The organism is Stenotrophomonas sp. S49, assembly GCF_016624905.1.
Lineage (GTDB): Bacteria > Pseudomonadota > Gammaproteobacteria > Xanthomonadales > Xanthomonadaceae > Stenotrophomonas.
On record NZ_JACVUD010000033.1, the window covers coordinates 14,641 to 40,365 of the forward strand.

General features: G+C 68.4%; 21 protein-coding genes. 16 read left to right on the forward strand and 5 right to left on the reverse strand.

Going from position 1 to position 25,725, the window contains the following annotated elements:
- Positions 1-16: 16 nt before the first annotated feature.
- A complete protein-coding gene (locus IAE58_RS09390; protein WP_199933505.1) occupies positions 17-2,095 on the forward strand; it encodes a TonB-dependent siderophore receptor in 2,079 nt (692 codons plus the stop codon).
- Positions 2,096-2,157: 62 nt separating this feature from the next.
- A complete protein-coding gene (locus IAE58_RS09395) occupies positions 2,158-3,930 on the forward strand; it encodes a chloride channel protein (protein WP_233614874.1) in 1,773 nt (590 codons plus the stop codon).
- 19 nt (positions 3,931-3,949) lie between these two features.
- Here IAE58_RS09395 and IAE58_RS09400 read toward each other — a convergent pair whose 3' ends face one another.
- The 4 genes from IAE58_RS09400 to IAE58_RS09415 all read right to left on the reverse strand — a co-directional run bounded on the left by IAE58_RS09400 (position 3,950) and on the right by IAE58_RS09415 (position 10,991).
- Complete coding sequence (locus tag IAE58_RS09400) at positions 3,950-4,240, reverse strand: hypothetical protein (RefSeq protein WP_108753301.1); 291 nt, start codon at positions 4,238-4,240, stop codon at positions 3,950-3,952.
- 120 nt (positions 4,241-4,360) lie between these two features.
- Complete coding sequence (locus IAE58_RS09405) at positions 4,361-5,194, reverse strand: OmpA family protein (protein ID WP_199933507.1); 834 nt, start codon at positions 5,192-5,194, stop codon at positions 4,361-4,363.
- 62 nt (positions 5,195-5,256) lie between these two features.
- Complete coding sequence (locus IAE58_RS09410; RefSeq protein ID WP_199933508.1) at positions 5,257-9,810, reverse strand: YadA-like family protein; 4,554 nt, start codon at positions 9,808-9,810, stop codon at positions 5,257-5,259.
- A gap of 200 nt (positions 9,811-10,010) precedes the next feature.
- On the reverse strand, positions 10,011-10,991 hold the full coding sequence (locus IAE58_RS09415) for an AraC family transcriptional regulator (protein ID WP_199933509.1): 981 nt from the start codon (positions 10,989-10,991) through the stop codon (positions 10,011-10,013).
- Positions 10,992-11,683: 692 nt separating this feature from the next.
- Between IAE58_RS09415 and IAE58_RS09420 the strand changes: the two genes are divergently transcribed.
- The 13 genes from IAE58_RS09420 to IAE58_RS09480 all read left to right on the forward strand — a co-directional run bounded on the left by IAE58_RS09420 (position 11,684) and on the right by IAE58_RS09480 (position 24,207).
- Entirely contained in the window at positions 11,684-11,887 is a 204-nt protein-coding gene (locus IAE58_RS09420) for a Flp family type IVb pilin (RefSeq protein ID WP_108749830.1), read from the forward strand.
- A 99-nt stretch (positions 11,888-11,986) separates the two neighbouring features.
- Positions 11,987-12,514, forward strand: coding sequence for a prepilin peptidase (locus IAE58_RS09425; RefSeq protein ID WP_199933510.1), 528 nt, complete (start codon positions 11,987-11,989; stop codon positions 12,512-12,514).
- Positions 12,511-12,984, forward strand: coding sequence for a TadE family protein (locus IAE58_RS09430; RefSeq protein ID WP_108762191.1), 474 nt, complete (start codon positions 12,511-12,513; stop codon positions 12,982-12,984). Before IAE58_RS09425 ends, IAE58_RS09430 begins: the two co-directional genes overlap by 4 nt.
- A gap of 24 nt (positions 12,985-13,008) precedes the next feature.
- Positions 13,009-14,049, forward strand: coding sequence for a Flp pilus assembly protein CpaB (gene cpaB, locus IAE58_RS09435; RefSeq protein WP_199933511.1), 1,041 nt, complete (start codon positions 13,009-13,011; stop codon positions 14,047-14,049).
- A gap of 18 nt (positions 14,050-14,067) precedes the next feature.
- On the forward strand, positions 14,068-15,426 hold the full coding sequence (locus IAE58_RS09440) for a type II and III secretion system protein family protein (protein WP_108762193.1): 1,359 nt from the start codon (positions 14,068-14,070) through the stop codon (positions 15,424-15,426).
- 23 nt (positions 15,427-15,449) lie between these two features.
- Positions 15,450-16,706 (forward strand): fimbrial protein, encoded by a 1,257-nt coding sequence (locus IAE58_RS09445; RefSeq protein ID WP_199933512.1) that lies wholly within the window; start codon positions 15,450-15,452, stop codon positions 16,704-16,706.
- A complete protein-coding gene (locus IAE58_RS09450) occupies positions 16,691-18,040 on the forward strand; it encodes a CpaF family protein (RefSeq protein ID WP_199933513.1) in 1,350 nt (449 codons plus the stop codon). The genes IAE58_RS09445 and IAE58_RS09450 overlap by 16 nt, the downstream gene beginning before the upstream one ends.
- A gap of 2 nt (positions 18,041-18,042) precedes the next feature.
- Positions 18,043-18,990: a type II secretion system F family protein gene (locus IAE58_RS09455; protein WP_199933514.1), complete on the forward strand. Its 948-nt coding sequence runs from the start codon at positions 18,043-18,045 to the stop codon at positions 18,988-18,990.
- Between the two features lie 28 nt (positions 18,991-19,018).
- Positions 19,019-19,942: a type II secretion system F family protein gene (locus IAE58_RS09460; protein ID WP_199933515.1), complete on the forward strand. Its 924-nt coding sequence runs from the start codon at positions 19,019-19,021 to the stop codon at positions 19,940-19,942.
- Positions 19,943-19,947: 5 nt separating this feature from the next.
- Positions 19,948-20,808, forward strand: coding sequence for a Flp pilus assembly protein TadD (locus IAE58_RS09465; RefSeq protein ID WP_199933516.1), 861 nt, complete (start codon positions 19,948-19,950; stop codon positions 20,806-20,808).
- Positions 20,805-21,242 carry a DUF3613 domain-containing protein gene (locus IAE58_RS09470; RefSeq protein WP_199933517.1) on the forward strand — a complete coding sequence of 146 codons (438 nt, stop codon included), beginning with the start codon at positions 20,805-20,807 and terminating at the stop codon, positions 21,240-21,242. The genes IAE58_RS09465 and IAE58_RS09470 overlap by 4 nt, the downstream gene beginning before the upstream one ends.
- A gap of 8 nt (positions 21,243-21,250) precedes the next feature.
- The gene (locus IAE58_RS09475; protein WP_199933518.1) at positions 21,251-23,404 is read left to right on the forward strand and encodes a TadG family pilus assembly protein; all 2,154 of its coding nucleotides are present in this window, start codon (positions 21,251-21,253) and stop codon (positions 23,402-23,404) included.
- Positions 23,405-23,502: 98 nt separating this feature from the next.
- Positions 23,503-24,207, forward strand: coding sequence for a DUF2968 domain-containing protein (locus IAE58_RS09480; RefSeq protein ID WP_199933519.1), 705 nt, complete (start codon positions 23,503-23,505; stop codon positions 24,205-24,207).
- 64 nt (positions 24,208-24,271) lie between these two features.
- Here the strand turns inward: IAE58_RS09480 and IAE58_RS09485 are convergent, their stop codons facing one another.
- Positions 24,272-24,634 (reverse strand): hypothetical protein, encoded by a 363-nt coding sequence (locus IAE58_RS09485; protein WP_199933520.1) that lies wholly within the window; start codon positions 24,632-24,634, stop codon positions 24,272-24,274.
- Positions 24,635-24,799: 165 nt separating this feature from the next.
- On the opposite strand from IAE58_RS09485, the gene IAE58_RS09490 reads away from it, so the two are divergent.
- Positions 24,800-25,624 (forward strand): alpha/beta hydrolase, encoded by an 825-nt coding sequence (locus IAE58_RS09490; RefSeq protein ID WP_199933521.1) that lies wholly within the window; start codon positions 24,800-24,802, stop codon positions 25,622-25,624.
- The last annotated feature ends 101 nt before the right edge of the window (positions 25,625-25,725 follow it).

Here is a 25,725-nt window from a genome sequence, read left to right on the forward strand (position 1 = left end):
TTCCCGACCTGCCCCGATGCCTACCCCAACCCTGCGCCCCGGCGCGCGCCTGCCGCTGGCCGCCGCCCTTGCCCTGTGCCTGACTGCCACCGCCCAGGCGCAGGACAGCGCCACCACCCTGGACAGCATCCAGGTCTCGGGCACCTGGCTGGGCACCGGCCTGCATGACAGCGTGAAGCGCTTCGCGGGCGCCCGCACCGTGGTCGACCGGCAGAGCATCGACGCCAGCGGCGCGGCCAGCATCGGCGATGCCATGCGCCGCATTCCTGGTGTGCAGGTGACCGACAATTCCGGCACCGCCGGCAGTTCGATCTCGCTGAACATCGGCGTGCGCGGCCTGACCGGCCGTTACTCGCCGCGCTCCACCGTGCTGCTGGACGGCGTGCCGCTGGCGGTGGCGCCGTACGGCCAGCCGCAGCTCTCCTTCGCGCCCACCAGCCTGTCCAACATCGAATCGATCGACGTGGTGCGTGGCGGCGGCGCGGTGCGCTACGGGCCGCAGAACGTGGGCGGCATCATCAACTTCAGCACCCGCGCCATTCCCACCGAAGCCGGCCTGCACGGCGAGGCCGGGGTGCGCTACAGCGCCAATGACCACGGCGGCGGTGACAGCACCCAGTACAACGCCTTCCTGGGCGGCACCGCGGACAACGGGCTGGGCATGGCCCTGCTGTATTCCGGCCAGGACGGCCGCGGCTGGCGCGAGGGCAGCGACGACCGCTTCGACGATCTGGCGCTGAAGTTCGCCTATGCGCTGGACGAGCGCCAGCAGCTGCGCGCCAAGCTGTCCTATTACAACGTGCGTTCGCTCACACCCGGCGGCCTGACCCGCGCCCAGTACGAAGCGGACCCGTTCCAGAACACCCGCCCGACCGATTTCTGGAAGGGCCACCGCGCTGGCATCGACCTGGGCTACACCAACACCCTGTCCGATACCCGCGAATTCGAAGTACTGGCGTATTACAACGAAAGCAACCGCGCCAGCGCGCTCATCAACGCCGCCAACACGCAGATCACCGTGCAGCCGCGCGACTACCGCGTGCTGGGCATCGAGCCGCGCTACACCCAGCGCCTGCAGTGGGGCAGCACCGTGCATGACCTGACCGCCGGCTACCGCTTCCTGCGCGAGCGTGGCAACGACCGCAGCTACACCACCACCCGCCGCACCGGAGCGGAAAGTGCCACCACCCGCTTCAACAACGCCACCGACGCGCATTCGTTCTACATCGACGACCGCATTGCCGTGGGCCAGTGGCGCATCACCCCGGGCGTGCGCATGGAGTGGATCGACATGGACCGCCGCCAGGCCGGTGGCGCGGCCACCTTCAGCAGCCGCAACGACAAGGCGCTGCCGTCGCTGAACATCGCCTACCTGCTGACCCCGCAGTTGACCGTGTTCGGCAACTACACCACCTCGTTCGGGCCGGTGCAGAACATCCAGTTGAATTCGCAGACCGCCAGCAACCCGCTGAATCCGGAAGTGGCCAAGACCACCGAACTGGGTGCGCGCTGGCAGGACGGTGCGCTGCGCGCGGAAGTGACCGTGTTCAAGATGCGCTTTGACAACCAGATCCTGCAGGTGCCGGGCATCACCCCGGCCACCTTCCAGAACATCGGCGCCACCGACCACAAGGGCTTGGAAAGCGCCGTGGCCTACCAGTTCGCCGAAGACAGCGCGCTGGCCGGGCTGGAGCTGTACGCGAACTACACCTGGACCAAGGCGATCCAGCAGTCCGGTGACAACCGCGGCCTGGATGTGCCGTTCTATTCGCGCGACACCGACAGCGTGGGCGCCCGCTATGCCCTGTCGGGCTGGACCTTCAACCTGTCCAGCACCCACCAGAGCGGCCAGTTCTCCGACGCCGCCAACACCTGGGCCGAGAGCGCTGATGCGCGCGTGGGCCGCGTGCCCGGCGTGCGCCTGTGGAACGCGCAGGTGGCCTGGCAGGTGCCGGGGCTGGGCGACAGCGAGATTGCGCTGGGCGTGAACAACCTGGCCGACAAGCGCTGGTACACCCGCAACGTGGACGGCAATGCCGGCCGCATGGTGGCCGCGCCGCGTACGTTCTACGTGCAGGGCCGCTACCGCTTCTGAGCGCCTAGCCGCCTGATGCGGTGACGGTGGCGATCACGGTGGCGGCGTATCATGCCGCCACCATGTCGCCCACCGCTTCACCATCGCGCCTGCATCTGGCCTTCCAGGGCCTTCGCCTGCGCCTGCGCGGCAGCGACCTGTGGTTCATTGCGCTGGCCCTGGTGGTGGGCCTGATCGCCGGCGGCCTGACCCTGCTGCAGGCCGGGTTGGCGCGCAGCCTGCAGGCCAGCCTGTATGGCCTGGACGACGGCATCCGGCTGAGCTCGTTGCCTTCCCTGCCCTGGACCGCGCTGCTGGTGCTGCCGTTGGGCGGCCTGCTGGTGGGCCTTGTCAGCCTGGCCGCCAGCCGCCTGAAGCGCCCCCTGCTGGATGCGGTGGAAGCCAATGCCCTGCACGGCGGCCGCATGTCGATGCGGGACAACCTGATCGTGCTGGTGCAGACCCTGCTGTCCAACGGCAGCGGCGCCTCGGTCGGGCTGGAAGCTTCGTACACGCAGATGGGCGCGGGCAGTGGTTCGCAGCTGGGCCGGGTGATGCGCCTGCGCCGCAACGACGTGCGCACCCTGGTGGGCGCCGGTGCGGCCGGAGCCATTGCAGCAGCGTTCGGCGCGCCCTTGGCCGGCGCGTTCTATGCCTTCGAAATCGTCATTGGCGCCTACACGCCCTCGGCCCTGGCGCCGGTGGCGGTGGCCGCGCTGGCCGGTGCTTTCGTGGCCGACCAGGCCGGCATGGATGCCTACCTGCTGCCGGCCGCCGCCACCATCGATGTTCGCGCGGCCGACTATGCGATCTACGGCCTGCTGGGCTGCTGCTGCGCGATGGTGGGCATCGTCATCATGCGCCTGATCGCCTCGATCGAAGGCGGGGTGAAGCGCAGCCCCCTGCCCGCCTGGGGCCGCCCGGTGGTGGGCGGGCTGCTGCTGATTCCGCTGGCGCTGGCCAGCCCACAGGTGCTGTCGTCCGGGCATGGCGCGCTGCACCTGGACCTGACCACCCACCTGCCACTGATCTGGATCGGCGGGCTGCTGACCCTGAAGTGCCTGGCCTCGGGCATTTCGCTGGGCTTCGGCTTCCGCGGCGGGTTGTTCTTCGCCTCGTTGTTCATGGGCACCCTGGTGGGCGCGCTGTTCGCCGGCCTGCTGGGGCTGGCTACCGGTGTGCCGGTGATCGATGCCACCTCGGCCGCACTGGCCGGCATGGCCGCGCTGGCCGCGGCGGTGGTGGGCGCACCGATGACCATGGCCATGCTGGTGCTGGAAGGCACCCACGACTTCCTGCTGACCAGCGTGGTGATGAGTGCGGTGCTGGTATCGAGCACGCTGGTGCGACAGTGGTTCGGCTACTCGTTTTCCACCTGGCGCATGCACCTGCGTGGCGAAAACATCCGCAGTGCGCGCGACGTGGGCTGGATTCATACCCTCAGCGCCGGGCGGATGATGCGCAAGGGCGTGGCCACCGCGCCGGACAGCCTGGACGCGGCCACCTTCCGCCAGCGCTTCCCGCTGGGCTCGGGCACCCGGGTGATCCTGATCGACGGCGAAGGCCACTACGCGGGCATCGTGCAGATTGCCCGCCTGTTCGGCGACGGGGTGAAGGCCGATGCAGCGGTCACCGATTTCGCCGAGAACCGTGACGTGGCCCTGTCGGCCAGCGCCGACGTGGTGAGCGTGATGCAGCGCTTCGACCAGACCCAGGCCGATGAACTGGCCGTGGTGGCCAGCGATGGCCAGGTACTGGGCGTGGTATCCGAGGCGTTCGTGCGCAAGCGCTATGCCGAAGAACTGGACAAGCGCCAGCGCGAACTGATGGGCGAACGGGTGGACGACAGCGAATAGACCCGGCGCGGGCGCGAGGCTACAACGCCTCGCCGGCGTCGGCCAGGCGCGATTCGATCAGCGCCTGCCACTGCTGCAGCAGGTCCACCAGCATGTCCAGTTCGGCATCGGCGCGCTGCGCCCGGCCACTGCGCAGGCTGGCCTGGGCTTCCTGCAGCTGGGTCAGGAAGCCCAGCACCGTATCGGCCTGCACGATCAATCCGGGCAAGCGGCGGCCGGGGATGCGCACCACCGCATGGTTGCCCAGCGGCCCGTACACCGTCAGCGTTTCATCGGTCTTCATGCGCAGGGGCAGGAATTGGGCATTCATCGTGGGCACCGGGTAAAGCCTGGACCACCGGCAGGCAGGGTGACGGGGGAGACGTAGCCCTGCCCGCCGGTAGACCAGGGGGGAAACACGGGGAAAAGCGCACACCCGGTGGCCGGGCTGTCAATGCGGCTGCGCCACACCGGCGATCTGCACGCGCCGGTTCGGCGCCAGGCACGCGATCAGCTGGGCGCGATCGCGCTGCGCGCACTGCACCAGGGGGTCGGCAGCGCCGCGTCCTTCCGCACGGATGCTGGTGCCAGGGACCCCGCCCTGGACCAGCGCACTGCGCACGGCCTCGGCGCGCCGTTGCGACAGGTGCTGGTTATACGCGGCGCTGCCGATGCGGTCGGTGTAGCCCACCACCTGGATGGACTGCACCTGGCTGGCTTCACGCACCTGCCCCAGCACGCCCTGCACCACCTGCTGCCCGTTGGCGCTCAGCGCGGCGCTGTCGAAGGCAAACAGCGCATCGGCGGACAGATGCAGCGGTTGCTCCGGCAACGCGGCGGCCTGCGGCGGCGGCGGCGGGCGCGGCGGGTCGAGCACGGCGGCGCAGGATTCGGGCTTCCAGTAACCGCCCTGGGCAATGCCCTTGTCATCGAAGCGCACCTGGAACTGGCAGGTGAAGTATTCGGCGCCCTGCGCGGTGCGGAAGTTGAACAGGTAGTTCCACTGGCGCACGCCCCACATGCCCTCGTTGAAGTGCGGCGTGCCCAGCAGGGTGTACAGCTGGCGCTTGCTCATGCCCGGCGCGAACCGGCGCAGATCGGCGATGTCTGGGTAGATGCCTTCCTTCAGCGAGGCCTTGCGTGCCTCCGGGAAGACTACGTTGGCTTCGGCCGGGCCATCGCCAGCGGGCGCGTGGCTGCGGCAGGCGGCCAGCAGGCCGGCCACCAGCAACAGCACAAGCCAGGCGACGATGCGGCGCGATTGCAGGATGCGATGCAGTTTCATGTGCTTCCCCCTGTTGTACGGAACAGCGCCGCCGGGATGCGTTGGCGCCCCGGCGGCGTGCTTCACCACTGGATGCCGGCACCGACGGCCACGCCGGCTTCGCCGCGGCTGTTGGTGGAACCGCTGAACTTGTAGATCCAGCGCCCGCCTTCGGAGACACCGGAGATACCGACCGCCACACCCGATTCGCCGTTGTAGCTGCCAGCTGCGAACGAGGCCATGTTGCGGCCCGCTTCGCTGGGCTGCGGCAGCGAAGCGGTGGCCATGGCCGAGGCCACGCCTGCCGAGGCACGGCTGTCGGTCTTGCGCAGGTTGCGCTCGAAACCGCCCATGCGCTCATCGGTATAGGCCTTGGACCAGTCCAGGGTCTGCGCCATGCCCGACTTCAGCTGGTCCACGTTCACCGCATCGGTTCCGGCCGTGCCGGCGGCCACGTTGCGCACCGTGGTCGGGCCGCTGCTGGTGCTGCCCAGGGTGACGCTGTTGTAGTTGGTGGCACCGTTGGTGGTGGTGTCGTAGCGGATGTTGCCCTGTTGCGACGCCTGCAGCTGGCGCACGTTCACCGCATCGGTGGCGGCGCTGCCGTCGGCCACGTTCACCACCTGGCGTTCTGCGCCGGCCGCGCCGACCGACACCGTGTTGGCACGGTCGGCCACCGAACCGGCACCCAGCGCCACCGCATTGTCGGCCTGCGCCTGGGCGCCGTTGCCCAGTGCGGTGGAGTTGGCCCCGGCCGCTACCGAACCGGCACCACCGGCGGCGGAATTGGCGCCGGTGGCGGCCGGATCGGCCAGGTTGTTGCTGTTGTTGGCGCGGAAACTGCCTGCCACGTTGGTGATGTTCTGGATCTTCTGGTCGGTGTAGGCCTTGGACTGGTCGATGGCGTAGGTCACGCCGTTGTTCAACTGGCCCACGTTCACCGCATCGTAGGTGTCCGAACCATCGGCCACGTGCGTCACCTTGCGTTCGCTGCCGGTGCTGCCCACCGACACTTCGCCGGCCGAATTGCTGGCGCCCGCCTGGCCATAGGCACCGGTGTAGCCGCTCTGCGCGCCCACGCTGGCCACCGCGCCGCTGCCCAGGGCCACGCTGTTGTCGGCGCTGGCACTGGCACCGTTGCCCACCGCCACGCTGCCGGCACCGGCCGCACTGGCCTGCGGCCCCAGCGCCAGCGCTTCGGCGCCAGCGGCGGTCGCGGCGGAGGCGGTGGAGTTGACCGCCAGATACGGGCTGCTGCCGCCACTACTGATGCGCTGGTTGAGCACCTGCAGCGAACCATCCACGGCGGAGAACGCGGCGGTGACGTTGCTGTAGTCGTTCTGGATGAGCGTGCCATCGGTAGCGATGGAGGAGATGCGGAAGCTGGGCGCCACCCACAGGCCGGTGTTGCCGTTGTAGGTGGTACTGCCGCCGAAATAGCTGGCCACCGTGGTGTGGGTGGCGAACAGCTGGTCGCCGGTGATGGCATCGCTGCTGCCGGCCAGGACGCTGCCGGCGGCCACGTTGGTCACTTTCACCGGCGCGCCACCGGTACCGCTCAGGGTGATCGAATCGACCACGTTGCCGCTGCCGTCCACATCGTACTTCACCGCGCGCGCATCCAGCTCGTCGCTCTGCTCGGCCACGTTGGCCAGCGAGACGCTCACTGCATCGAACGCGGTACCCACGTCGTTGTAGCTGCCCTGGCTGAGCGAGCCATCGGCGGCCACGTTGTTCAGGGTGTAGGTGGGTGCCAGCACCACGCCGCTGGCATCGACCGTGGCGCCGCCGCCCAGGTGGGTGGCCAGGATCTGGTTGGCCGCGAACAGCTGCGCGCCATTGATCGCTTCGGTGCTGGCCGCACTCACCTGGCCCGGGCCCAGGTTGCGCAGCGTGGTGGCGGTGCCGGTCTGGCCCAAGGTGGCGCTGGCATAGTTCACGCTGCCATCGCCATTGAGGTCATAGCGCAGCGCGCCCTCTTCCGAGGCCTGCAACTGCGACAGGTTCACCGCATCGGTGGCCGCCGTGGCCGCAGCAACATTGGTGATCTGCCGCTCCGCACCGGCCGCGCCCACCGACACCGTGTTGTCACGGTCGGCCACGCTGTCGGCACCGACGGCGATGCTGTTCGCAGCGGCCGCCTGCGCATTGCTGCCCACCGCAATCGAATCAGCACCTGCTGCCAGGGCTTCCACACCGGTGGAATTGACCCGCAGGTACTTGGTGCCGCCGTTGCGGATATCAGTGATCTGCGTGTTGAGATTGACCAGCGAGCCATCCACGGCATCGAAGGCGTCGGTGGCGTTGTCATACAGGCCCTGCGCGATCGCGCCGTCACTGCCGATCGTGCTGATCTGGAACAGCGGCGCAGTGAAGGCACTGGTGGCCGGATCAAACGCAGCCTGGCCGCCGAAGAAGCGCGCGATGGCATCGTTGCTGGCGTACAGCTGTGCACCATTCACCGCTTCGGTGCTGCCCGCATTGATCGCCCCGGCGGCCAGGTTGGCCACCGTGGTGGCGCCGGTGCCATTGCCCAGGGTGACGCGGGTGTAGATCGGATCGCCGGCACCGTCCAGATCGTAGGTGACCGCCGCATCGCCCACGGCCTGGATCTGCGAGATGGCGCCCTGCAGCTGGGCCACGTTCACCGCATCGGTGGTGGCACTACCGGCGGCCACGTTGGTGATCTGGCGTTCGCCGCCGTTGGCGCTGCCCACCGACACTTCACCGGCCGACACCTGCGCGGTGGTCAGGCCGTAGGCGCTGTAGCTGGCCTGGGCGCCGCGCACCGCGGCCGAGCGGAAGCCCAGTGCAACCGAATTGGCCTGGTTGGAGGTCGCTTCGGCACCCAACAGGGTCTGTCCGTTGGCGGTGCCGACTGCGCTGTCGCCGACGATGACCGAATGGCCCATGCGCGCGGCGTAGTCGGCGGTGGGCACGCCGGTGGGATTGCTGGGGTCGTTGGTGCCGTTGCCGGGGAAGGCCACGTTTGCATCGACCTGCGGCAGTTCGTGGCGGGCGTTGGCGCCGATCACCACTTCCCGCGAACCGTTGGCGTAGGCGCCGTCGCCCATCAGCACCTGGTAGTCCTGCGCGGCATTGACCGCCCAGCAGGAGATGTCAGCCAGGCCGATGTCCAGGCACTTGCCCGCCCATTCGGGCGAATCGGAGGGCAGCAGCAGGCCCAGCAGGCCGCCGGGATTGCCGTTGTTGATGTTGTAGATGTAGCTGTCGGAGGTCACCCCACCGATCAGGGTCAGATGCGAGTTGCCGCCGGTGACCGCGCCGCCCAGGCCGTTCAGCGTGCTGCCCACCGGCGAGGCATTGACCAGCGGAATGCCCAGTGCGTTGACCGCCGAATAGGTCTGCATGACGTTAGCGGTGCTGACCCGCAGGTTGCCGTTGCTCAGGTAGCCATCGCCACCGAACAGGCCGTTGGTGGTCGGGCCGATCAGCGCGCTCAGGCCGCCGACCACACCGCCGTTGCCGATGATCAGCCCGGCGTTGGGATCGCCGGCCACCGGTGCCTTGCCGGTGCTGGCGGCAATGGGCGACGGCGAGGACAGGCCAAGACCGCCGACCGCCCCACCGACCAAACCACCCACGGCGCCGGTCAGGTTGCCGACCGTTCCGTTCAGATCGCCATTGAGCAGGCTGCCCACGGCATCGCCGACCCCGCCCAGCGCCGAACCGACACCGTTCAGCAGGCCGCCCAGCCCCAGCGCCGAGGTCTGCGCGGTGGCGGTCGCGTTGGCAGCAAGCTTGAGGTTGCGGTCGGCCACCACCGGCTGGCCATCCGGGCCCTGCACCCGCACGTTGCCGGCCACGCCGGTATCGAAGGCCGCAGTGATCGCGCGGTCGTCGGTATCCCCCGGGGTTTCTTCCTTGGCCGGCAGGGTGACCGCAGCGGTTGCGGCCACATCGGCATCGCCTTCGATGCGCTGGCCGATGGCCGCCAACTTGGCACCCACACTGCCTTCGACGGCCGCCTTCAGCCCGGCCGGGTCTGCGCTCCCACCCAGGGTGACGCGCGGTGCGGCCTCGACCGCGGCCACGGTGTGCCCGCCCACGCCGATGTTCGCCTTGGCGTTGGCCTGCGCAGCCGCCGCCAGCGGCGCCTGCGCCGAGGGCTGCAGTGCGGCGGCCACGTCTGTATCCAGCGCGACCGCTTCGCTGCCGCCCAGCGCGACCGATGCCTTGAGTTGCGCGCCCAGCGCCGGTGCTGACTGCGTTGGCGCAGCCAGCGTCACGTTTACCTTGGCCGGCACCACAGTGCGCACGATCGGCAGCACACCGGTGTTCAACTGCAGCGCAACGCGCGCATCGGCATTGGTTGCGGTGTTGGCCTGCGCCGCCCGTGCCGCCAACGCCACTTCGGCATCCACCTTCACCGGCATCGTCTGCGTGTACTTGGCTGCCAGCGCCTGCAGGTCACGCAGCGACTGGTTGCTTTCGGTCGCGTGTGCTGTACCGCTGGCCAATACGCACAGCAGCGCCAGGGCCAGCAGGCTCGGCGCCGGCATCGCGCTGCGCGCGTCGTGCAGGGTGGCGCCGGCGTTATCACCGGTGGCCAGTTCCGAAGCGACCACCATGGCATTGAGCTGGCGGTTCCAGACGCGTCGGTAGATGCGATTCATGAGTAATTCCCCCGTAGGCGTACAGCTTGAAAGTCAGTGGAGTGCCGCAAGGCAGGTGACTGACATTTCGCGCCTTTCCGCGCGCACGGGGCACTTCATTCCGGCACGGCAATCGCGCATTCCGGCAAAACGACGGCCAGATTCGGCAACCGGATATGCAAAACCGGCAGAACCGGGTATTCAGCAACGCAGGGAGTAACTCAGGCCGGCTGACCGATCTGTGCCGGTGCGCGCATCAGCGTGTCGCGCGGCAGTTCGCCAAATACCTTGCGGTAATTATCTGCAAACCGCGAAAGATCCCACAGCCCGCAGCTCAGGGCGATGGCCTTGACCGAACGCCGGCTGGAATCGGCCATGGACAGGCTGCGGCAAGCCGCGCACAGCCGCAGCATCGACAGGTATCGGTTTGGCGAGGTACCGAACAGGTCTTCGAATGCGTAACGCAGGCCGCGCTCGCTGACCCCTGCGGCATCGCAGATTTCATTCATATATATATTGCGACGCAGGTTGAGCCGCATGAAGTTCTCGGCGCGCTGCGCGATCAGGTAATGGGTGCGGCGCGCACGGCTGCACCCGGGGCGATCACCGGGGCCGGTGGCCAGCAGCGCCTGCACGTGCTCATGCAGCAGGCGCTCGGTCTCTTCGATCTGCAGCACCCCGCCCTGGCCCAGCTGCTGGTGCAGCTGGTGATAATGCCGGGCCAGCGGCAGCTCATCGGCGCCCAGGGTAAACAACGAGAGGGCCTGCCCTGCCGGCGGCGTGCTGCGCAGGCTCAGTTCGGCCAGCTTGCGCTGCACGCGCTCCACCGGCACCAGCATCAGGGTCATCTGGGTGCCGGGGCTCAGGGTGAATTCGCTGATGCCTTCGGGAAGAATGGTCAATGCCATGCCCGGCGCCAGCGGCACGCCGTGGCACCAGCTGAGCGTGTCGTCAGTGGTGTGCAGATACCCCAGCATGGCCCAGTCCGGTGGCAGCATGAACCGGCCACGGCAATGGAAGCCGCAGTGCAGACTGCAGAACAAGGCTTCTTCGTGCACCCGCGAAGCGAATGCCGCGCGCGGACCGTTGCCATCCAGCAGCAGCAGTTCCACGTCGCACACCCGCAGCACACCGCTGAGTGTGGCCAGGTCGATCGACCTGAGCCCGCTGTCGGCGCTGTCCGCTACCCCACCATCGACCATGACAGTGTTTTCCCCTGTTGGTTTGCCGCGCAGCACCGCCCCCACTGCCTTACAGGGCGTGTACTGCTTCCACGAACCTCCTGGTGCATGCCGACGGCGGCCCTGACACATACCCCCCATCGGAAACCGCATAACCTTGAATGGGAGTATGCCCGATAATCGGTGTCCGTAAACAGATCACACTTTCGTTGCGGCCAACGCGTTCATTCCTGAATATAAACAGGGTTATGGCACAGTTTTCGCATGCAGCCATCACATAATCACGCAACCTGCACTTTCGTGAATCGTTCTGGCAGCCAACGGATATCGATCACAAAAGCGGCCTGAAATCTTCATGATTTTTCCGGATCTGCCGAATTTGCATATAGGTTCCGGTTGCAGCCCACCCTCGTTCAGGCAAAGTCGATAACACGGTGATCCGGCGTTGCAGCAGCGGCCGCATCCAGGGGGAACGATGGACATGCGCAGCAGCACGACAGGTACGCACGACGGCCATGACCGGCCGGCTGCGCGCGCGTATGCGCCGATGCCCGCCCCTGGGAGCCGGATCTTCGCAGACGCGCCAGGCGGAACCAACCGCCCGGCCTCCTCCGCCAGGACGGCGAAGGCCCAGGGTTGATCCCGGCGGAGCCGGGCCACCACCCATGCAGTGCCCTGCAACACCATCTGACAGGTAGAGGGAGATCACCGTCATGAACGCTTCCATCAAGAAGTTCCTGAAAGAAGAAGACGGCGTTACCGCGCTGGAATACGGCCTCCTGGCCGCCGTGATCGCCGGAATCCTGGTGGCGGTCGGCAACGACCAGATCCGCGATTTCTTTGAAACGCTGTTCACCACGCTCAAGAACGTGGTGACCAACGCGGCTGGCTCGGCCAGCGGCGGCACCGGCAGCTGACCGAACGCGCAGCTGCCGCCGGCCCGGTGCCGGTATCGCACCGCGATGCCGCGCCCGGGGCAGACGGAACAAGCGGGTAATGGACGACGAGGGTGCGTGATGACACTGCTGGGACTGCTGGCCATTGGACTGTGCCTGCGGGTTGCGATCAGCGACCTGTACGCCCGTCGGGTGCCCAACGCCTGGCTGCTGGCCGCGTGCGCGCTGGCGCTGCCGTGGTTGCTGGTCAGCCAGCTGACCGCCACACCGCAACCGCTGGCGGCGCACGTGCTTGGCGCGGTACTGGGCTTGCTGGCGCTGCTGCCGTTCCATCTGCTGCGCATGATGGGCGCCGGCGATGTGAAGTTCTTCGCCGTGCTGGGGTTGCTGCTGGGCTGGCAGGCGCTGTTGCCGGTCTGGATCGTCGCCAGTCTGGCCGCGGGACTGCACGCCGGCATCGTCGTGGCCTCCCGGGTGCTTGCACCGCGACTGCCGGCAACGCTGCAGGCGCAGCACTGGCAGGCGCACCCTGCCCTGCGCGACATGCAGCAGGCGCGACAGGGCCGTACGGGCACGCCCTACGCAACCTATCTGGCCCTGGCGGCCATCGGCTGGCTGTTGGTCACCACCTATGGAGGCGCCGCATGAAGCGCTGCGCGCCACGCCGGCAACACGGCGCCGCCACGATTGAATTCGCGCTGATGCTGATGCTCGGGCTGATTCCGTTGCTGATGTTCACCTTTTCCGGGGTGATGATCATGGCCGCGCAGCAGACGCTGGCAACGGCTTCGGCCGAAGGCGCACGCGCGTCGCTGCGCTATGCCAGCGCCAACGAACGCCGCGTCGCCGCCTGTACCGCCGCACGTCGGTCGATGCAGTGGCTGCTGCAGTTTTCCAGCCAGGAACCGGATTGCAGCGCTGGCGGCAGTGGCGCCATCGTCGTCTCCCCCTTGGCCGCATGCAGCGGCCTGGCCAGCGCGCAATGCGTGACGGTCACGGTCAGCTATGACTATGCCGCCCACCCCTTCCTGCCCGGCACCGGCACGCTGTATGGCTGGGTGATGGGCGATCCGATCCGCAGCAGTGCCGTGGCCCAGCTCGATCTGGGCAGCAACTGACCCACGTACCAGGAGAGGCGAATCATGTTGAAGCTGACCCGCATCGCCGCCATCGCGCTGATCGCATTGGCCGTGCTGCTGGCCCTGGTCGCCTTCGTTGTGGGCCGCACGCCCGCCACCGCGCCGGCCGCCGCACCGATTGCCAGCCAGCCCGGCGCCGCCACCATTACCGTGGTGGAAGCCATTGCCCGTCTACCTGCCGGTGAGCCGATCACAGCGGCCGGGGTACGCCTGGCCCAGCGCACCCAGCCGGTACCCGGCGCCCCCACGGACCTGGCGGCGGTGGTCGGCAAGGTGCCGGTGCAGGACATCGCCGAAGGCAGCGCGATCAACCAGGGGCTGCTGGCGCAGGGGTTCTCGCTGCAGCTGCGGCCTGGCGAGCGCGCGCTGGCGGTGCCGGTGGATGAGCTGGTCGGCGCCGGCAACCGCATTCTTCCCGGTGATTTCGTCGATGTCTTCATGAACCTGCGCAGCAACAACAATGCGATCAATGGCACACAGGACGTGGCACAGACCCGCCTGCTGCTGTCGCGGTTGCGGGTGTTGAGCTACGGTCAGCAGGACATCGTTCCGGTTGCGGCGGAAGCGGCAGCGACCACGCCCGCCGACAACGACCCGCGCGCGGCCGACATCACCGGCGCAGGCAGTTCCAGCAGCACCAGCAAGGGCGGCGCAGAGGCCACCCAACCTGCGCGCAGCGCGGTGCTGGCCGTGCCGGTCGCCGAGGCGAACCGGCTGCTGCTGGGCGCGCAGCAGGGCAAGCTGTTCCTGGCCCTGCGCAACCCGGCTGACACCGGCCTGCCCGATGTGGCGCTGTTCGCGCCGGCCAAGGGCGTGCTCGATCCCGTGCGCGGCCTGGACGCCGAACAACAGGCGGCGCTGCAGCGCCCCGAGAACAATGCCTTTGCCGGCCTGGACGGCGAAGCACTGGCCGGCAAGGGCCTGACCGAACGCGCCCCCGCCGCACCCACTGCCCGTGCCAGCGCGCCGCGCCGCACTGCGCCGCGCCCGGCCGGCATCGAAATCATCCGCGGCGATAGCGCTGCGCCCCGCGGTTCCCTCTGACCGGATTCCGGAGCCTCCATGACCCAACGCCGCCACTGCATTGCCCGATCACTGCACCAGCGCTGGCTGGCCCTGCTGCTGGTGGTGCTGGCGCCTGCCACCAGCCTGGCCGCCGACGATCTGGTGCTGCAGGCGCGTGAGCAGCGCCCGTGGACCCTGCCGGCCGATCTGGAACGGGTGGCCATTGCCGATCCTGGCGTGGCCGACATCGTGATGCTGCGTGGGCAGCGCCAGGCCCTGCTGGTCGGCAAGGCGCCGGGCAGCACCACGCTGCTGCTGTGGCACCGCGCGCGCGCCGAACCGCAGCGCGTGCAGGTGCGCGTGCAGAGCGCCGTGCAGGGGGCCGCCGGATCCGCCGACAGCGGACTTTCGTTCACCCAGCAGGACCAGCAGGGCCTTCTGCAGGGAAGCACCGACAGCGTGCTGTCGCACATGCAGGCGCAGAAGACCGCCGCCATGGCGCTGGGCAAGGACGGCCTGCTGGCCGATGCCTCCACCATTGCCAGTGGCGGCGTGGTACAGGTGGAAGTGAAGGTGGTGGAGTTCAACAAGACCGCGCTGAAGCAGATCGGCATCAACTTCCAGAACAAGAATGGTTCGTTTGCCTATGGCATCGCACGCCCCGGCGGCCGCCTGCCCGGCGACACCGGCTTGCTGCCGGGCATGGAAGAAGGCGGCAGCGCCAACGAGGATGATTCGCCGCTGTCCTCCGCGTTCCGCCTGGTGTTCGGTTCCACCAAGCACCGTTGGAATGCCGACGTGGACCTGCTGCAGGCCAACGGCATGGCCCGCGTACTGGCCGAACCCACCCTGGTGGCACTTTCCGGGCAAAGCGCCAGCTTCCTGGCCGGCGGCGAACTGCCGATCCTGGAGCCGCAGGGCCTGGGCACCACCACCATCACCTACAAGCCCTTCGGCATCGGCTTGACCGTCACCCCCACGGTGCTGGCGCCGAACCGCATTGCGCTGAAGGTCGCGCCCGAAGCCAGCGACCTGGACTACAGCAATGCGATCGCGCTCGACGGCGTGCAGATCCCTTCCATCACCACCCGCCGCGCCGATACCACGGTGGAACTGGGCGATGGCGAGAGCTTCGTGATCGGCGGCCTGGTCAGTTCCAGCGTGGCATCGACGGTGAACAAGATTCCGCTGCTGGGCGACCTGCCGATCATCGGCTCGTTCTTCCGCAACTTCGACTACAAGCGCCAGGACAAGGAACTGGTGATCATCGTGACCCCGCGCCTGGTGCAACCGCTGGCGCGCAATACCGAACTGGCGCTGCCCGGCGAAAAGGAAGCACGCCCGAACCTGCCCGAATGGGGCGCCTGGCTGCTGGGCCCGATCAGTCGCGACCCGGTACCGGGCTTCTCGCGCTGACCGGCCACTGCAAGGACACCTCCATGCCCTATGCCACCGCACAGCCGCTGCATCCCGCCGGACCGCCGATGAACCTGGTCCTGTATGGCATGGACCGCGATCTGCTGCCGCGCCTGGCCGCAAAGCTGCCGCCAGGCACGGCGCTGCATTGGCAGGACAGTACCCAGCCGACCTCCGCGCAGGACCTGCAACGCGGGCAGCAGAACCTGGTGCTGCTCGACTTCCGGCCCGAGCATGCGTCGGCGTCCACCGTTCTGGCCCAGCAACTGCAGCAGACCCAGCCGGAGCTGGTGCTGGTGGCCGTGGGTTCGACCAGTGCTGGTCAGGTGGAAGGGGTGGTGCTGGCGTTGCGCGCGGGGCTGCGCGATGTGCTGGACCTGGACAGCGACAACGCCGGTATTGAAGCCGCGCTGCGGCGCGCGCTCTCGCCACGTACGGCGGCCGCCCCGCAGCAGGCGCACAAGGCACGGCTGATCGTGCTGCTGGGCGTGCGCGCCGGTGTGGGCACCAGCACCCTGGCCGCGCATCTTTCGGTGCTGGCCCAGCAGACCCATCTGCTGGCGCAGGGCGAAGCACACCCACAGGACGGCCTGCTGCTGGAGCTGGCGCAGCCGGCCGGCGACCTGGCTCTATACCTGAACCTGGACAGCCGCTTCCACTACGAAGACGCCCTGCGCAACGCCAGCCGCATCGATGCCACGCTGGCGCGCACGGCCATGGCGCGCCATACCAGCGGGCTGGTGCTGCTGGACCGCGCCAGCGGCAGCGACGCGGTGCCGCCCTCCGATCCCGGCGCCCTGCTGCAGCGCCTGCGCGGGGTGTTTGCCAGCGTGCTGTGCGATGCCGGCGGTTGCCCGCTGCGGCAACTGCCGCCGCTGTTGCTGGAACAGGCCGACGAGATCTGGTTGATCGCCGATGCGTCCATCGCCACCCTGGTGTCGCTGGACCACGCGCTGAAGCACCTTGCCGGCCAGCGTGACCGCGAAAAGCGCCTGCAGCTGGTCATCAACCGCCATGACGACAGTGCCGGCATGAGCCCGGAACAGATTGCGCGACGCTTCGAACTGCCCCTGCTGGCCACACTGCCCGAACGCTCGCGCGTACGCACCGCCGCCAGCCACGGCCATCTGCTGCTGCAGGACGCCCCGCGCGACCCGTACCTGCGCGCCCTCGCCCCGCTGGTCCAGCGCCTGGACCCTGCTGCCTGCCCGGTGCAGCCGCACGGCCTGCGGGAAAGACTTGCCCTTGCCCTGGGTGGATCGCAATGGAAGACAAAGTAACCCTGTTCCCGAACGCCCTCGCCCGTGCCAGCGCCCCCGACGCGGCCCCGGGCGTACTGCCGTTCGCGCAGACCGAGCAGTACCAGAAGGTGCTGTCGGCCGCGCACGAACACCTGCTCAACAGCATTGAAGACGAGCGCATCGACATCGATTCCTGGGCGCCGGACACCATCGCCCGATGGGTGCAGGTGCAGACCGTCAGCTTCATCCAGGAATGGCGCATTCCCATCAATGAAGAAGAAATGCAGGTGGTGGCCGAAGGCCTGGTGAAGGAGTTGACCGGCTTCGGGCCGCTGGATGATCTGCTGCATGACCCGACCATCGAAGACATCCTGATCAACGGCTTCAAGGATGTGCATGTCTCGCAGGGCGGGCAGCTCAAGCGTGCCACCCAGCGCTTCACCGACGATACCCACCTGCTGCGCATCCTGCGCCGCATCCTGGCGCCGCTGGGCCGCCGCCTGGACGATTCCAACCCAATGGTGGATGCGCGCCTGCCCAACGGCGGCCGCCTGAACGCCATCATCGCGCCGTTGGCGGTGGACGGCCCGATGGTCTCCATCCGCAAGTTCCGCAAGGACCCGTTCACCCCGGACGAGCTGCTGGCCAAGGGCACCTTCGATCCACCGATGCAGGCCCTGCTGAAGGCCATGGTGCTGGGGCGCTGCAACATCCTGGTGTCCGGCGGCACCAGTTCGGGCAAGACCTCGCTGCTGAACGCACTGGCCAGCTACATCCCGGCCAACGAGCGGGTGATCACCGTGGAAGACACCGCCGAACTGTCGTTGAACCACCCGCACGTGGTGCGTCTGGAAAGCCGCATTGGCGGTGCCGACGGCCACGGCGCGATCAGCATCCGCGATCTGGTGCGCAACAGTCTGCGCATGCGCCCTGACCGCATCGTGGTGGGCGAAGTGCGTGGCGCCGAAGTGCTGGAAATGCTGCAGGCCATGAACACCGGCCACGATGGCTCGATGGCCACCATCCACGCCAACACCCCGCGCGATTGCCTGTACCGCATCGAGATGCTGGCAGGTTTCGCCGGCTTCCAGGGCAGCGAAGACAGCCTGCGCCGGCAGATCGCCAGCGCCATCGATTTCATCGTGCAGATCTCGCGGTTGGGCAGTGGCCGCCGCGTGCTGGTCTCGATCACCGAAATCACCGGGGTAAGCGACAACCTGATCACCACCCAGGAAATGTTCCGTCACGAAGTGCAGATCGACGGCAACGGTCACGAGACCGATCGCTGGATCGGGCTCGGCTTCCACCCGCACTCGCACAAGCTGGAACCCTTCCGCCAGCAGCTGCGCGATTCACTGTACGGAGACCTGTAAGCATGGGCACCGGCGTGCTGCTGATGGTGTTGAGCATTGTCTCGGTGCTGCTGGGCCTGGCCGCCTGGCTGTGGAGCAGCGCGCACAGCCGCGAGCAGCGGCAGGCCTCGCTGCAGCATGCCGAACAGCAACTGGCCCGCGGCGCCGGCAGCCCGGTCGCCGACAGCGGCCGCGCCGCACCCGCGCCCGTGCCCGCTGCCGCCGGCAACCGTCGGACGCTGCCCTGGGATCCGCTGCTGCAGCGGGCCGGCCTGCAGCCGGGCTGGAAACTGCCGGTCCTGATGCTGGTGCCCGGCCTGGTGCTGTCGGCCATCGCAGTGGCGCGGCTGGGCACCGGATGGATGTTCCCGCTCACCCTGGGCCTGTACCTGATTGGCTGCTGGCTGTGGCTGCTGCGCCGCATCGGCAAGCTGCAGGCCAAACTGCTGCACCAGCTGCCGGATTTCCTGGACAACCTGGTGCGCCTGACCGCCCTGGGCAACAGCCTGCAGGCCGCCTTCCAGGTGGCCAGCAAGCAGACCGCCGCGCCCCTGCGCGAACTGCTGGACACCACGGTGCGCTACGCGCGCGGCGGCATGGAACTGGACCGCGCCCTGTCACTGGCCGCGCAGCCCTACCGCATGGACGTGCTGAAAGTGCTGGCGGTGGTGATCGGGGTGAGCGTGCGTATCGGCGGGCGTTCGGACCAGATCCTGCAACGGCTGGGCGACTTCATGCGCGATCTGGAACAGGCACAGCAGGAGTTGGCGGCGACCACGTCGGAAACGCGCATGTCGGCCTGGGTGCTGGGCCTGCTGCCGCCGGCCAGTGCCGTGTTGATGGCCATTTCCAGCCCGGATTTCTTCCAGCCGATCCTGCACCACCCACTGGGCCACAAGATCCTGGCGCTGGCCGTCGGCCTGGAGTTGGTGGGCGCCTTCCTGCTGTACCGACTGGCCAAATCGATATGACCACCTGCACTGCCAGCGGAGGTGAACCATGAATGCCAGCACCTGGTGGATGTGCGCGCTGTTGCTGCTGGCCGCCGGCATTGCCCTGCTCGGCCTGGGCGGCTGGGTGCGCGGGCAGCGCGAGGCGCGCGGTGCGGCCACGCTGAAGACCGCCCTGCAGCCACGCGATGCAGAGACCGAAGCGAGCCGCCGCGATTCGCTGGGCTGGCTGGAACGCCTGGGCCGGCAACTGAGCGGGGGCCGCCTGGAAGCTGCACTGCTGGCCAGCGAAGACCGCCTGCTGCTGGATCTGGCCGGCTGGAACACCCGCCGCGGCACCGCCATCTACCTGGGCCTGCGCCTGCTTCTGGCCGCCGTGGTGGTCGCACTGGCGATCGCGCTCAGCGATGCACACGGGCTGGCCAAAGTGATGGTGGTGGTCGGCGCACTGGCCGCCGGCCTGCTGCTGCCCAAGTTCGTGCTGGGCGCCTGCGTGAAGCGCCGCCAGCGCGCCGTACACAACGAACTGCCACTGCTGATCGACCTGCTGCGCCTGCTGCAGGGCGTGGGTTTCAGCATGGACCAGAGCCTGCAGACCCTGGGCGACAAGCTGCGCGACGCACTGCCGGTGCTGGGCGGCGAACTGCAGGAAGCCAACGTGGCCTACACCCACGGCCGCAGCCGCGCGCAATCGCTGCGGCGCTTGAACGAGGTGTATGGCGATGACGATCTGTCCAGCCTTGTGCAGCTGATCCTGCAGGTACACGCGCACGGCGGCGCGGTACAGGAGCCGTTGAAGCAGTTCAGCCTGCGGTTGCGCGAGCAGCGCCGCAACACCCTGAAAGAGAAGGTCGGCAAGCTGTCGGTGAAGATGACCGTGGTGATGATGCTGACCCTGCTGCCAGCGTTGATGCTGGTGCTTTCCGGCCCGGCGCTGGTCGCGCTGGCCACCACCATGTCGAAGATGGGATGACGTCCATGCCTGCTGCACGCCCTGCCCTGCTGCTGTTCGCCCTGGCCACCCTGGCCAGCGGCTGTGCGTCCAGCACGGCCAAGTACCTGCACACCCCCACACTGGCCGAGCCCACGCCGGCCCCGCAGGACAGCCGCAACACCTATCTGGATCTGATTTCGCGCATGCAGCAGCAGGGCGCCTGGTACGCCTCGCTGGCGCACGTGGATGCGTTCCGCCAGCGCTACGGCGACCTGCCCGCGCTGCGCCTGCTGCAGGCCGACGCACTGCGCGAAACCGGGCAGACCGCCGCTGCCAGCGCGCTCTACCAGCAACTGGCCAACGGCGCGCAGGCCGCCGCGGCCGCGCACGGGCTGGGACTGATCGCCGCCCATGCCGGGGATGATGCGGCGGCCGAGCAGGCACTGGCACGCGCCAGCCAGCTGCAACCCTTGAACACCGACTACCTGGGCGACCTGGGCTACGCGCGGCTGCGCGCCGGGCAGTTCGAACAGGCGCGCGAACCGCTGGCCAAGGCGCTGGAACTGACTCCGGGCAACGCCAAGGCCACCGCCAACCTGTCGCTGTGGGCGCTGCTGCGCGGTGACACGGCCACGGCCGAGCAGCTCGCGCAGCAGGCCAATCTCAACGACGAGACCCGTCGCAGCATCCAGCAGCAGGCGCAGCAGATCCGCAGCCGTCTGCAGCAGCGCCAGAGCGCCGCCATGGCACCGCCGGCGCCGGCCACCGCAGCGCCGGCGCGCAGCATGCGGCTGGCAGCGGAAGCCCGGCGCGACAGCACCACCGACCGCGATCCGGCGCACCTGCCGCCGTCCATGCTGGAACGCTTCGGCTCCTCCCGCCCTGCCAACGAGGGAACCCCATGACCCTGCCCGCCCTGCTGCGCACCGTGCTGCCCCTGGCAACCCTCGCCGTTGCCCTGTCGGCGCCGCACGCATCGGCGCAATCCACGCAGTCCCCCCTGACCGGACAGATGCTGGGCGAGCGGACGACACCGGCACCCACGGTGCAGTCCGCGCAGCCGCTGGCCACGGTCGACACCACGGTTGCGCCGCCAGCCCCGCCGCCGCCCAGCTATGTACCGGCCAGCACCGCCGCCCGCCCGCAGCACGGCGACAGCGTGCGCAACGTGCTGCGGCTGCAGGCCTCGGGCCAACAGGCCGGCGCACGCCTGCCGATCCTGGGCGACCAGGCCACGGCCAGCTATGCGCGCTACCTGAAGAGTTTCGAGCACGAGATCCCCGACTTCTTCGATCCAGACGTCGGTCGTTCCAGCAACCGTTCCAGCTCATCACGCTGAGGTCGGCCATGCACCGGTCACGCCGCATCACCTTCAACCGCCAGCGCGGCGGCATGTCGGTCACCCTGATGCTGGTGATGATCGCGCTGGTGGCCATGCTCGGCCTGATCGAAGTGGGCTACCTGTACTGGGCCAAGCGCGATGCACAGAAGGTGGCCGACCTGGCAGCGTTGGCCGGCGCGCAGCGCCTGGACCTGTGCAGCGCCGACAACAGTGACAACATCGCGGCACGGCAGAACGCGGTCAACCAGAACCGCTTCCCCGGCCAGGTGCAGGTGCAGTGCGGCAACTGGAATGCCGCCCACGCCGCTGAGGACCACTTCAGCAGTACCGTGGATGCGGCCAATCCGCGCAACGCCGTGCGCGTGACCACCGAACGCAGCGTGCTGCCGTTCTTCGGCCAGAACAACACACTGCCCACGGTGCGCACCCAGGCAGTCGCGCGCCGCGCCGAACCCACTGCGGTGTTCAGCGTGGGCTCGCAACTGCTGCGCAGCAATGGCAATTCGCCGCTGATGGCCACCCTGCGCCTGGTCGGGCTGGATGTGAGCAATGCCACGGTGCTGTCCTACGACGGCCTGGCCCAGGTCAGTGTTACGCCTTCGGGCCTGCTGCAGGCGCTGGGCATTCCGGTCACCGCCGATCTGAGCGTGGCCGACTTCAATCGCCTGCTGGCATTGAACCGCGTATCGCTAGCGCAGCTGGTCAACGCCACCGCCGAAGTGGTTGGCCGCAACAGCACCGCCGGCGTGCAGCTGCAGGCGCTGTCCAGCCTGGTGTCCACCGGCCTGGACATCAATCAGCTGAACATCGCGCTGGGCAGCCAAAGCGGTGGCGGCGGCCTGTTTGCCGAAGTCATCTCGCCCGACGGCACCATCGGCAGCGCGCTGGAATCGAAGGTCAATGTGCTGGACCTGTTGAACACTGCCATTTCCATTGCCAACGACAACAACGGCGTGCAGATCAGCGGATTGAACCTGGTCGGCGTCGAGGTCAAGGCAGGGGTGATCGAGCCCCCCTCCATCGCCATCGGCGGCGTTGGCGCGCGCGCCTACAACGCGCAGGTGCGGCTGATGGTGGACGTGGACAGCAATCGCGTGCCGGCCGTGGGCGCGCTGCTGAACCTGCTGGGCACCCGCCTGAAACTGCCGCTGCACGTGGACGTGACCAATGCGATGGGCACGCTGACATCGCTGCAATGCGGTGCCGCGCCGCCCACCGCGACCATCCGCGTGGATTCGTCGGTGCTTCGTGCCTGCGTAGGCAGCATTGCCGAGGCCGATCGCTTTTCCAAGCAGAACGTCTGCGATGCCACCCTGCAGAGCGAGCAGTTGCTGACCCTGCTGGGCCAGCCGCTGATCAACGACCGCATCACCCTGCCGGCGCTGACCGCGCAACAGGATCTCACCCTGGCCGCCGGGCAGACCGGTTCCACCCGGATCAACCCGTTGGCGGTGGGCACGGCGGTGTCCGATCTGGTAAACGAGCTGCTGCGGGTGCTGTCGGGCATGCTGCAGAGCCCGCAGCAGGGCATGAGTTCCAGCGATACCGCCAAGGCGCTGGCCGACCGCTACCTGGCCGCCGCGCATCCCACCGGCGGCCGCTACGACGTGGACAAGGTGATTCCACTGCTGCGCGACGGCGATGCCAGCCGCCAGTTGAATCCGCTGGGCACCTGGACGGTCACCCAGGGCGTGCCCTACGCCTGCCCGCCGCTGTACCTGACCACCTGCCGCAAGGATGGCCCGGTGTGGGATGGCTACCGCACCACGGTCACCGGCCAGGGCCTGGGCGTGCTCGACGGCGTGCTGGGTTCGCTGCTGGGCGGGCTGCTGATCAACCGCTGCGACAGCCTGATCAGCAATCTGGTGAACTACAACGGCTGCGTGCGCAACAACCTGGCCGCTTACATCCAGACCGCCCCGGCCGGTTTCCTGGACCAGTACGCCGGCGGCGGCGTGACCACGCCGGGCAACGCCGTCAGCTGCAGTGGCCTGCTGTGCGCGGTACTGACCCCGGTGCTGGCCGCGCTGAAGCCGGTGTTGAACAGCGTGGGCGCACTGCTGAGCGGCACCCTGGCCAGCCTGCTGGGGCTGGAGCTGGGCCGCACGGATGTGCAGGTGCAGTCGATCCAGTGCACGCCCGCGCAGCTGGTCTACTGAGCGCCGCCGCCCGGCTTGGCGCCGCGCGCGCCCATGCTAGACTCCGGGCGGGGAATCACATTCATCTCAACCACACTACGTTCGTGGATGGTCCAGACATGCGAGAAATTTCAGGGGGCACTGTCTTCGCCCGGTACCCGCGCGCGGTAGCGCTGCTGGCCGCGGCCATGATCCTGGCGGCACCGTCGGCCATGGCCGCCCGTGGCGACCGCCAGGCCGCTGCCGAACCGGCACGCCCGGCCCCGGTGGTGCGCAACACGGTGGACGAGCTGAAGCAGTTGATGGATGCCCAGCAACTGACCGAACTGCGCACCACCTACAACGGCAACTACGGCGCCAGCCTGCTGTTCAACGCCAACACGCTTACCTACTACGTAGCGCTGTTCCAGGAAAAGAATTTCTGGCGCGTGATCAAGACCGATGCGGTGGACAACGCCGAGCGCGTGTACCGCACGTTCGTGCAGCAGACCGAGCAGCTGGCCCAGGTGTATATCGACACCACGCGCCTGGAAGCGGGCAAGCGCTACACCGAACGCCTGGTGGCCTACAACGAAGAGCGCCTGCGCACCCTGCAGCAGGAAATGGAACAGCAGCAGGCGCAGTCGGCGCAGGTCAGCGCGGCGTTGCAGCAGGCGCAGCAGCAGGCGGTCAGCCTGAGCACCGACGTGCAGAGCACCAACAGCCAGCTTGATGCCCTGCAGCGTCGCATCCAGATCCTGCAGGCCGAACAGGGCAACCCGGAACTGAGCCTGCCCAAGGCCGATGCCGCGTCTGGCGCGGGCGCAGGCGGCGACGGCCACTGAGCCCTCGCGCCTTGCGGCCACGCATGTCGCAAACGGCACCTTCGGGTGCCGTTTTCATGTCCGCTCAACGGCAGGCCGCACGCACGGCGTCGTCCAGCTGCCGCTGCTGCAGATAGTCCGGCCGCAGCGCATCCGCCCGCCGCTGGCGCGCACGACTGCAACCGACCGGATCGCGCTCGATCGGAATCAGCACCGCCCGTGCCGTTCCTGCGCGACGCTTGCGTGGGCGCGCCGGGGCCGCCGGTACGGCCGGCCTGGCCGGAGACGCCTCCGCAGGCACCTGCCACTTCCATTCAGCCTGGCCCTGGCACGGGGTCTGCTGATAGACCGCGTGCGGGCCATCAATACATTTGTAGACGTTGGTCTGTGCCTGCACCGGCACGGCCAACAGCAGCGCGAGCACCGCGCCTGCCATCACTCGGCTCATGACGCCCTCCTTGCCGGCATGGTTCCGCCCAAACCAGTGTGCCGCCAGAGGCCAATGCGACTTCCTGCCACAGCCGTGCAATGCCGGCGGAACAGGCTGCGCTGTACTGCGCTTACACCGGTCGCCGCGACCGGTGCCTGCCACTTTCCGCCAAAGGAATCCAACATGAGCAACTTCGTTACCGCCAAAGACGGCGCACGCATCTTCTACAAGGACTGGGGCACCGGCCAGCCGGTCGTGTTCGCCCACGGCTGGCCGCTGTCGTCCGATGCCTGGGACCCGCAGATGCTGTTCATGGGCCAGAAAGGCTACCGCGTGATCGCCCATGACCGCCGCAGCCACGGCCGTTCCAGCCAGACCTGGGACGGCAACAACATGGACACCTACGCCGATGACCTGGCCGCGGTGATCGAAGCACTGGACCTGCACGACGCCATCCTGGTCGGCCATTCCACCGGTGGTGGCGAAGTGGCGCACTACGTTGGCCGCCACGGCAGCAAGCGCGTGGCCAAGGTGGTGCTGGTCGGCGCGGTGCCACCGCTGATGCTGAAGACCGCCAGCAACCCGGCCGGCACCCCGCTGGAGGTGTTCGACGGCATCCGCAAGGGCACCGCCGGCGACCGCTCGCAGTTCTTCAAGGACCTGACCACGCCGTTCTTCGGCGCCAACCGCGACGGCAATGCCGTTACCCAGGGCATGCGCGATTCGTTCTGGCAGCAGGGCATGCTGGGCGGGGTGAAGGGTCAGTACGACTGCATCCACGAGTTCTCGGAAGTGGATTACACCGCCGATCTGCAGAAGATCGATGTGCCGGCACTGGTGGTGCACGGCGACGACGACCAGATCGTGCCGTTCGATGCCTCGGCCAAGCTGTCCTCGCAGATCATCAAGGATGCCGAGCTGAAGGTGTACGCGGGCGCGCCGCACGGCCTGACCGTCACCCACGCCGATCAGTTCAACGCCGACCTGCTGGCGTTCGCACGCAAGTGATCCATCGCGGCGGCGCCCCCCGCGCCCCCCCCCCGGCCCCGGGGGGGGGGGGGCCCGCCGGCCGGGGGCGGGGGGGGGGGGGGGGGGCCGCGGGGCGGGGG

Excerpts from the sequence above, each read along its gene's own strand:
- IAE58_RS09420 (WP_108749830.1), top strand. The coding sequence starts at position 11,684 with ATGAACGCTTCCATCAAGAAGTTCCTGAAAGAAGAAGACGGCGTTACC.
- IAE58_RS09405 (WP_199933507.1), bottom strand. The coding sequence starts at position 5,194 with ATGAAACTGCATCGCATCCTGCAATCGCGCCGCATCGTCGCCTGGCTT.
- IAE58_RS09445 (WP_199933512.1), top strand. The coding sequence starts at position 15,450 with ATGCCCTATGCCACCGCACAGCCGCTGCATCCCGCCGGACCGCCGATG.
- IAE58_RS09490 (WP_199933521.1), top strand. The coding sequence starts at position 24,800 with ATGAGCAACTTCGTTACCGCCAAAGACGGCGCACGCATCTTCTACAAG.
- IAE58_RS09485 (WP_199933520.1), bottom strand. The coding sequence starts at position 24,634 with ATGAGCCGAGTGATGGCAGGCGCGGTGCTCGCGCTGCTGTTGGCCGTG.
- IAE58_RS09460 (WP_199933515.1), top strand. The coding sequence starts at position 19,019 with ATGAATGCCAGCACCTGGTGGATGTGCGCGCTGTTGCTGCTGGCCGCC.
- cpaB (WP_199933511.1), top strand. The coding sequence starts at position 13,009 with ATGTTGAAGCTGACCCGCATCGCCGCCATCGCGCTGATCGCATTGGCC.
- IAE58_RS09450 (WP_199933513.1), top strand. The coding sequence starts at position 16,691 with ATGGAAGACAAAGTAACCCTGTTCCCGAACGCCCTCGCCCGTGCCAGC.
- IAE58_RS09440 (WP_108762193.1), top strand. The coding sequence starts at position 14,068 with ATGACCCAACGCCGCCACTGCATTGCCCGATCACTGCACCAGCGCTGG.
- IAE58_RS09415 (WP_199933509.1), bottom strand. The coding sequence starts at position 10,991 with ATGGTCGATGGTGGGGTAGCGGACAGCGCCGACAGCGGGCTCAGGTCG.
- IAE58_RS09395 (WP_233614874.1), top strand. The coding sequence starts at position 2,158 with ATGTCGCCCACCGCTTCACCATCGCGCCTGCATCTGGCCTTCCAGGGC.
- IAE58_RS09475 (WP_199933518.1), top strand. The coding sequence starts at position 21,251 with ATGCACCGGTCACGCCGCATCACCTTCAACCGCCAGCGCGGCGGCATG.
- IAE58_RS09480 (WP_199933519.1), top strand. The coding sequence starts at position 23,503 with ATGCGAGAAATTTCAGGGGGCACTGTCTTCGCCCGGTACCCGCGCGCG.
- IAE58_RS09410 (WP_199933508.1), bottom strand. The coding sequence starts at position 9,810 with ATGAATCGCATCTACCGACGCGTCTGGAACCGCCAGCTCAATGCCATG.
- IAE58_RS09390 (WP_199933505.1), top strand. The coding sequence starts at position 17 with ATGCCTACCCCAACCCTGCGCCCCGGCGCGCGCCTGCCGCTGGCCGCC.
- IAE58_RS09455 (WP_199933514.1), top strand. The coding sequence starts at position 18,043 with ATGGGCACCGGCGTGCTGCTGATGGTGTTGAGCATTGTCTCGGTGCTG.
- IAE58_RS09465 (WP_199933516.1), top strand. The coding sequence starts at position 19,948 with ATGCCTGCTGCACGCCCTGCCCTGCTGCTGTTCGCCCTGGCCACCCTG.
- IAE58_RS09400 (WP_108753301.1), bottom strand. The coding sequence starts at position 4,240 with ATGAATGCCCAATTCCTGCCCCTGCGCATGAAGACCGATGAAACGCTG.
- IAE58_RS09425 (WP_199933510.1), top strand. The coding sequence starts at position 11,987 with ATGACACTGCTGGGACTGCTGGCCATTGGACTGTGCCTGCGGGTTGCG.
- IAE58_RS09430 (WP_108762191.1), top strand. The coding sequence starts at position 12,511 with ATGAAGCGCTGCGCGCCACGCCGGCAACACGGCGCCGCCACGATTGAA.
- IAE58_RS09470 (WP_199933517.1), top strand. The coding sequence starts at position 20,805 with ATGACCCTGCCCGCCCTGCTGCGCACCGTGCTGCCCCTGGCAACCCTC.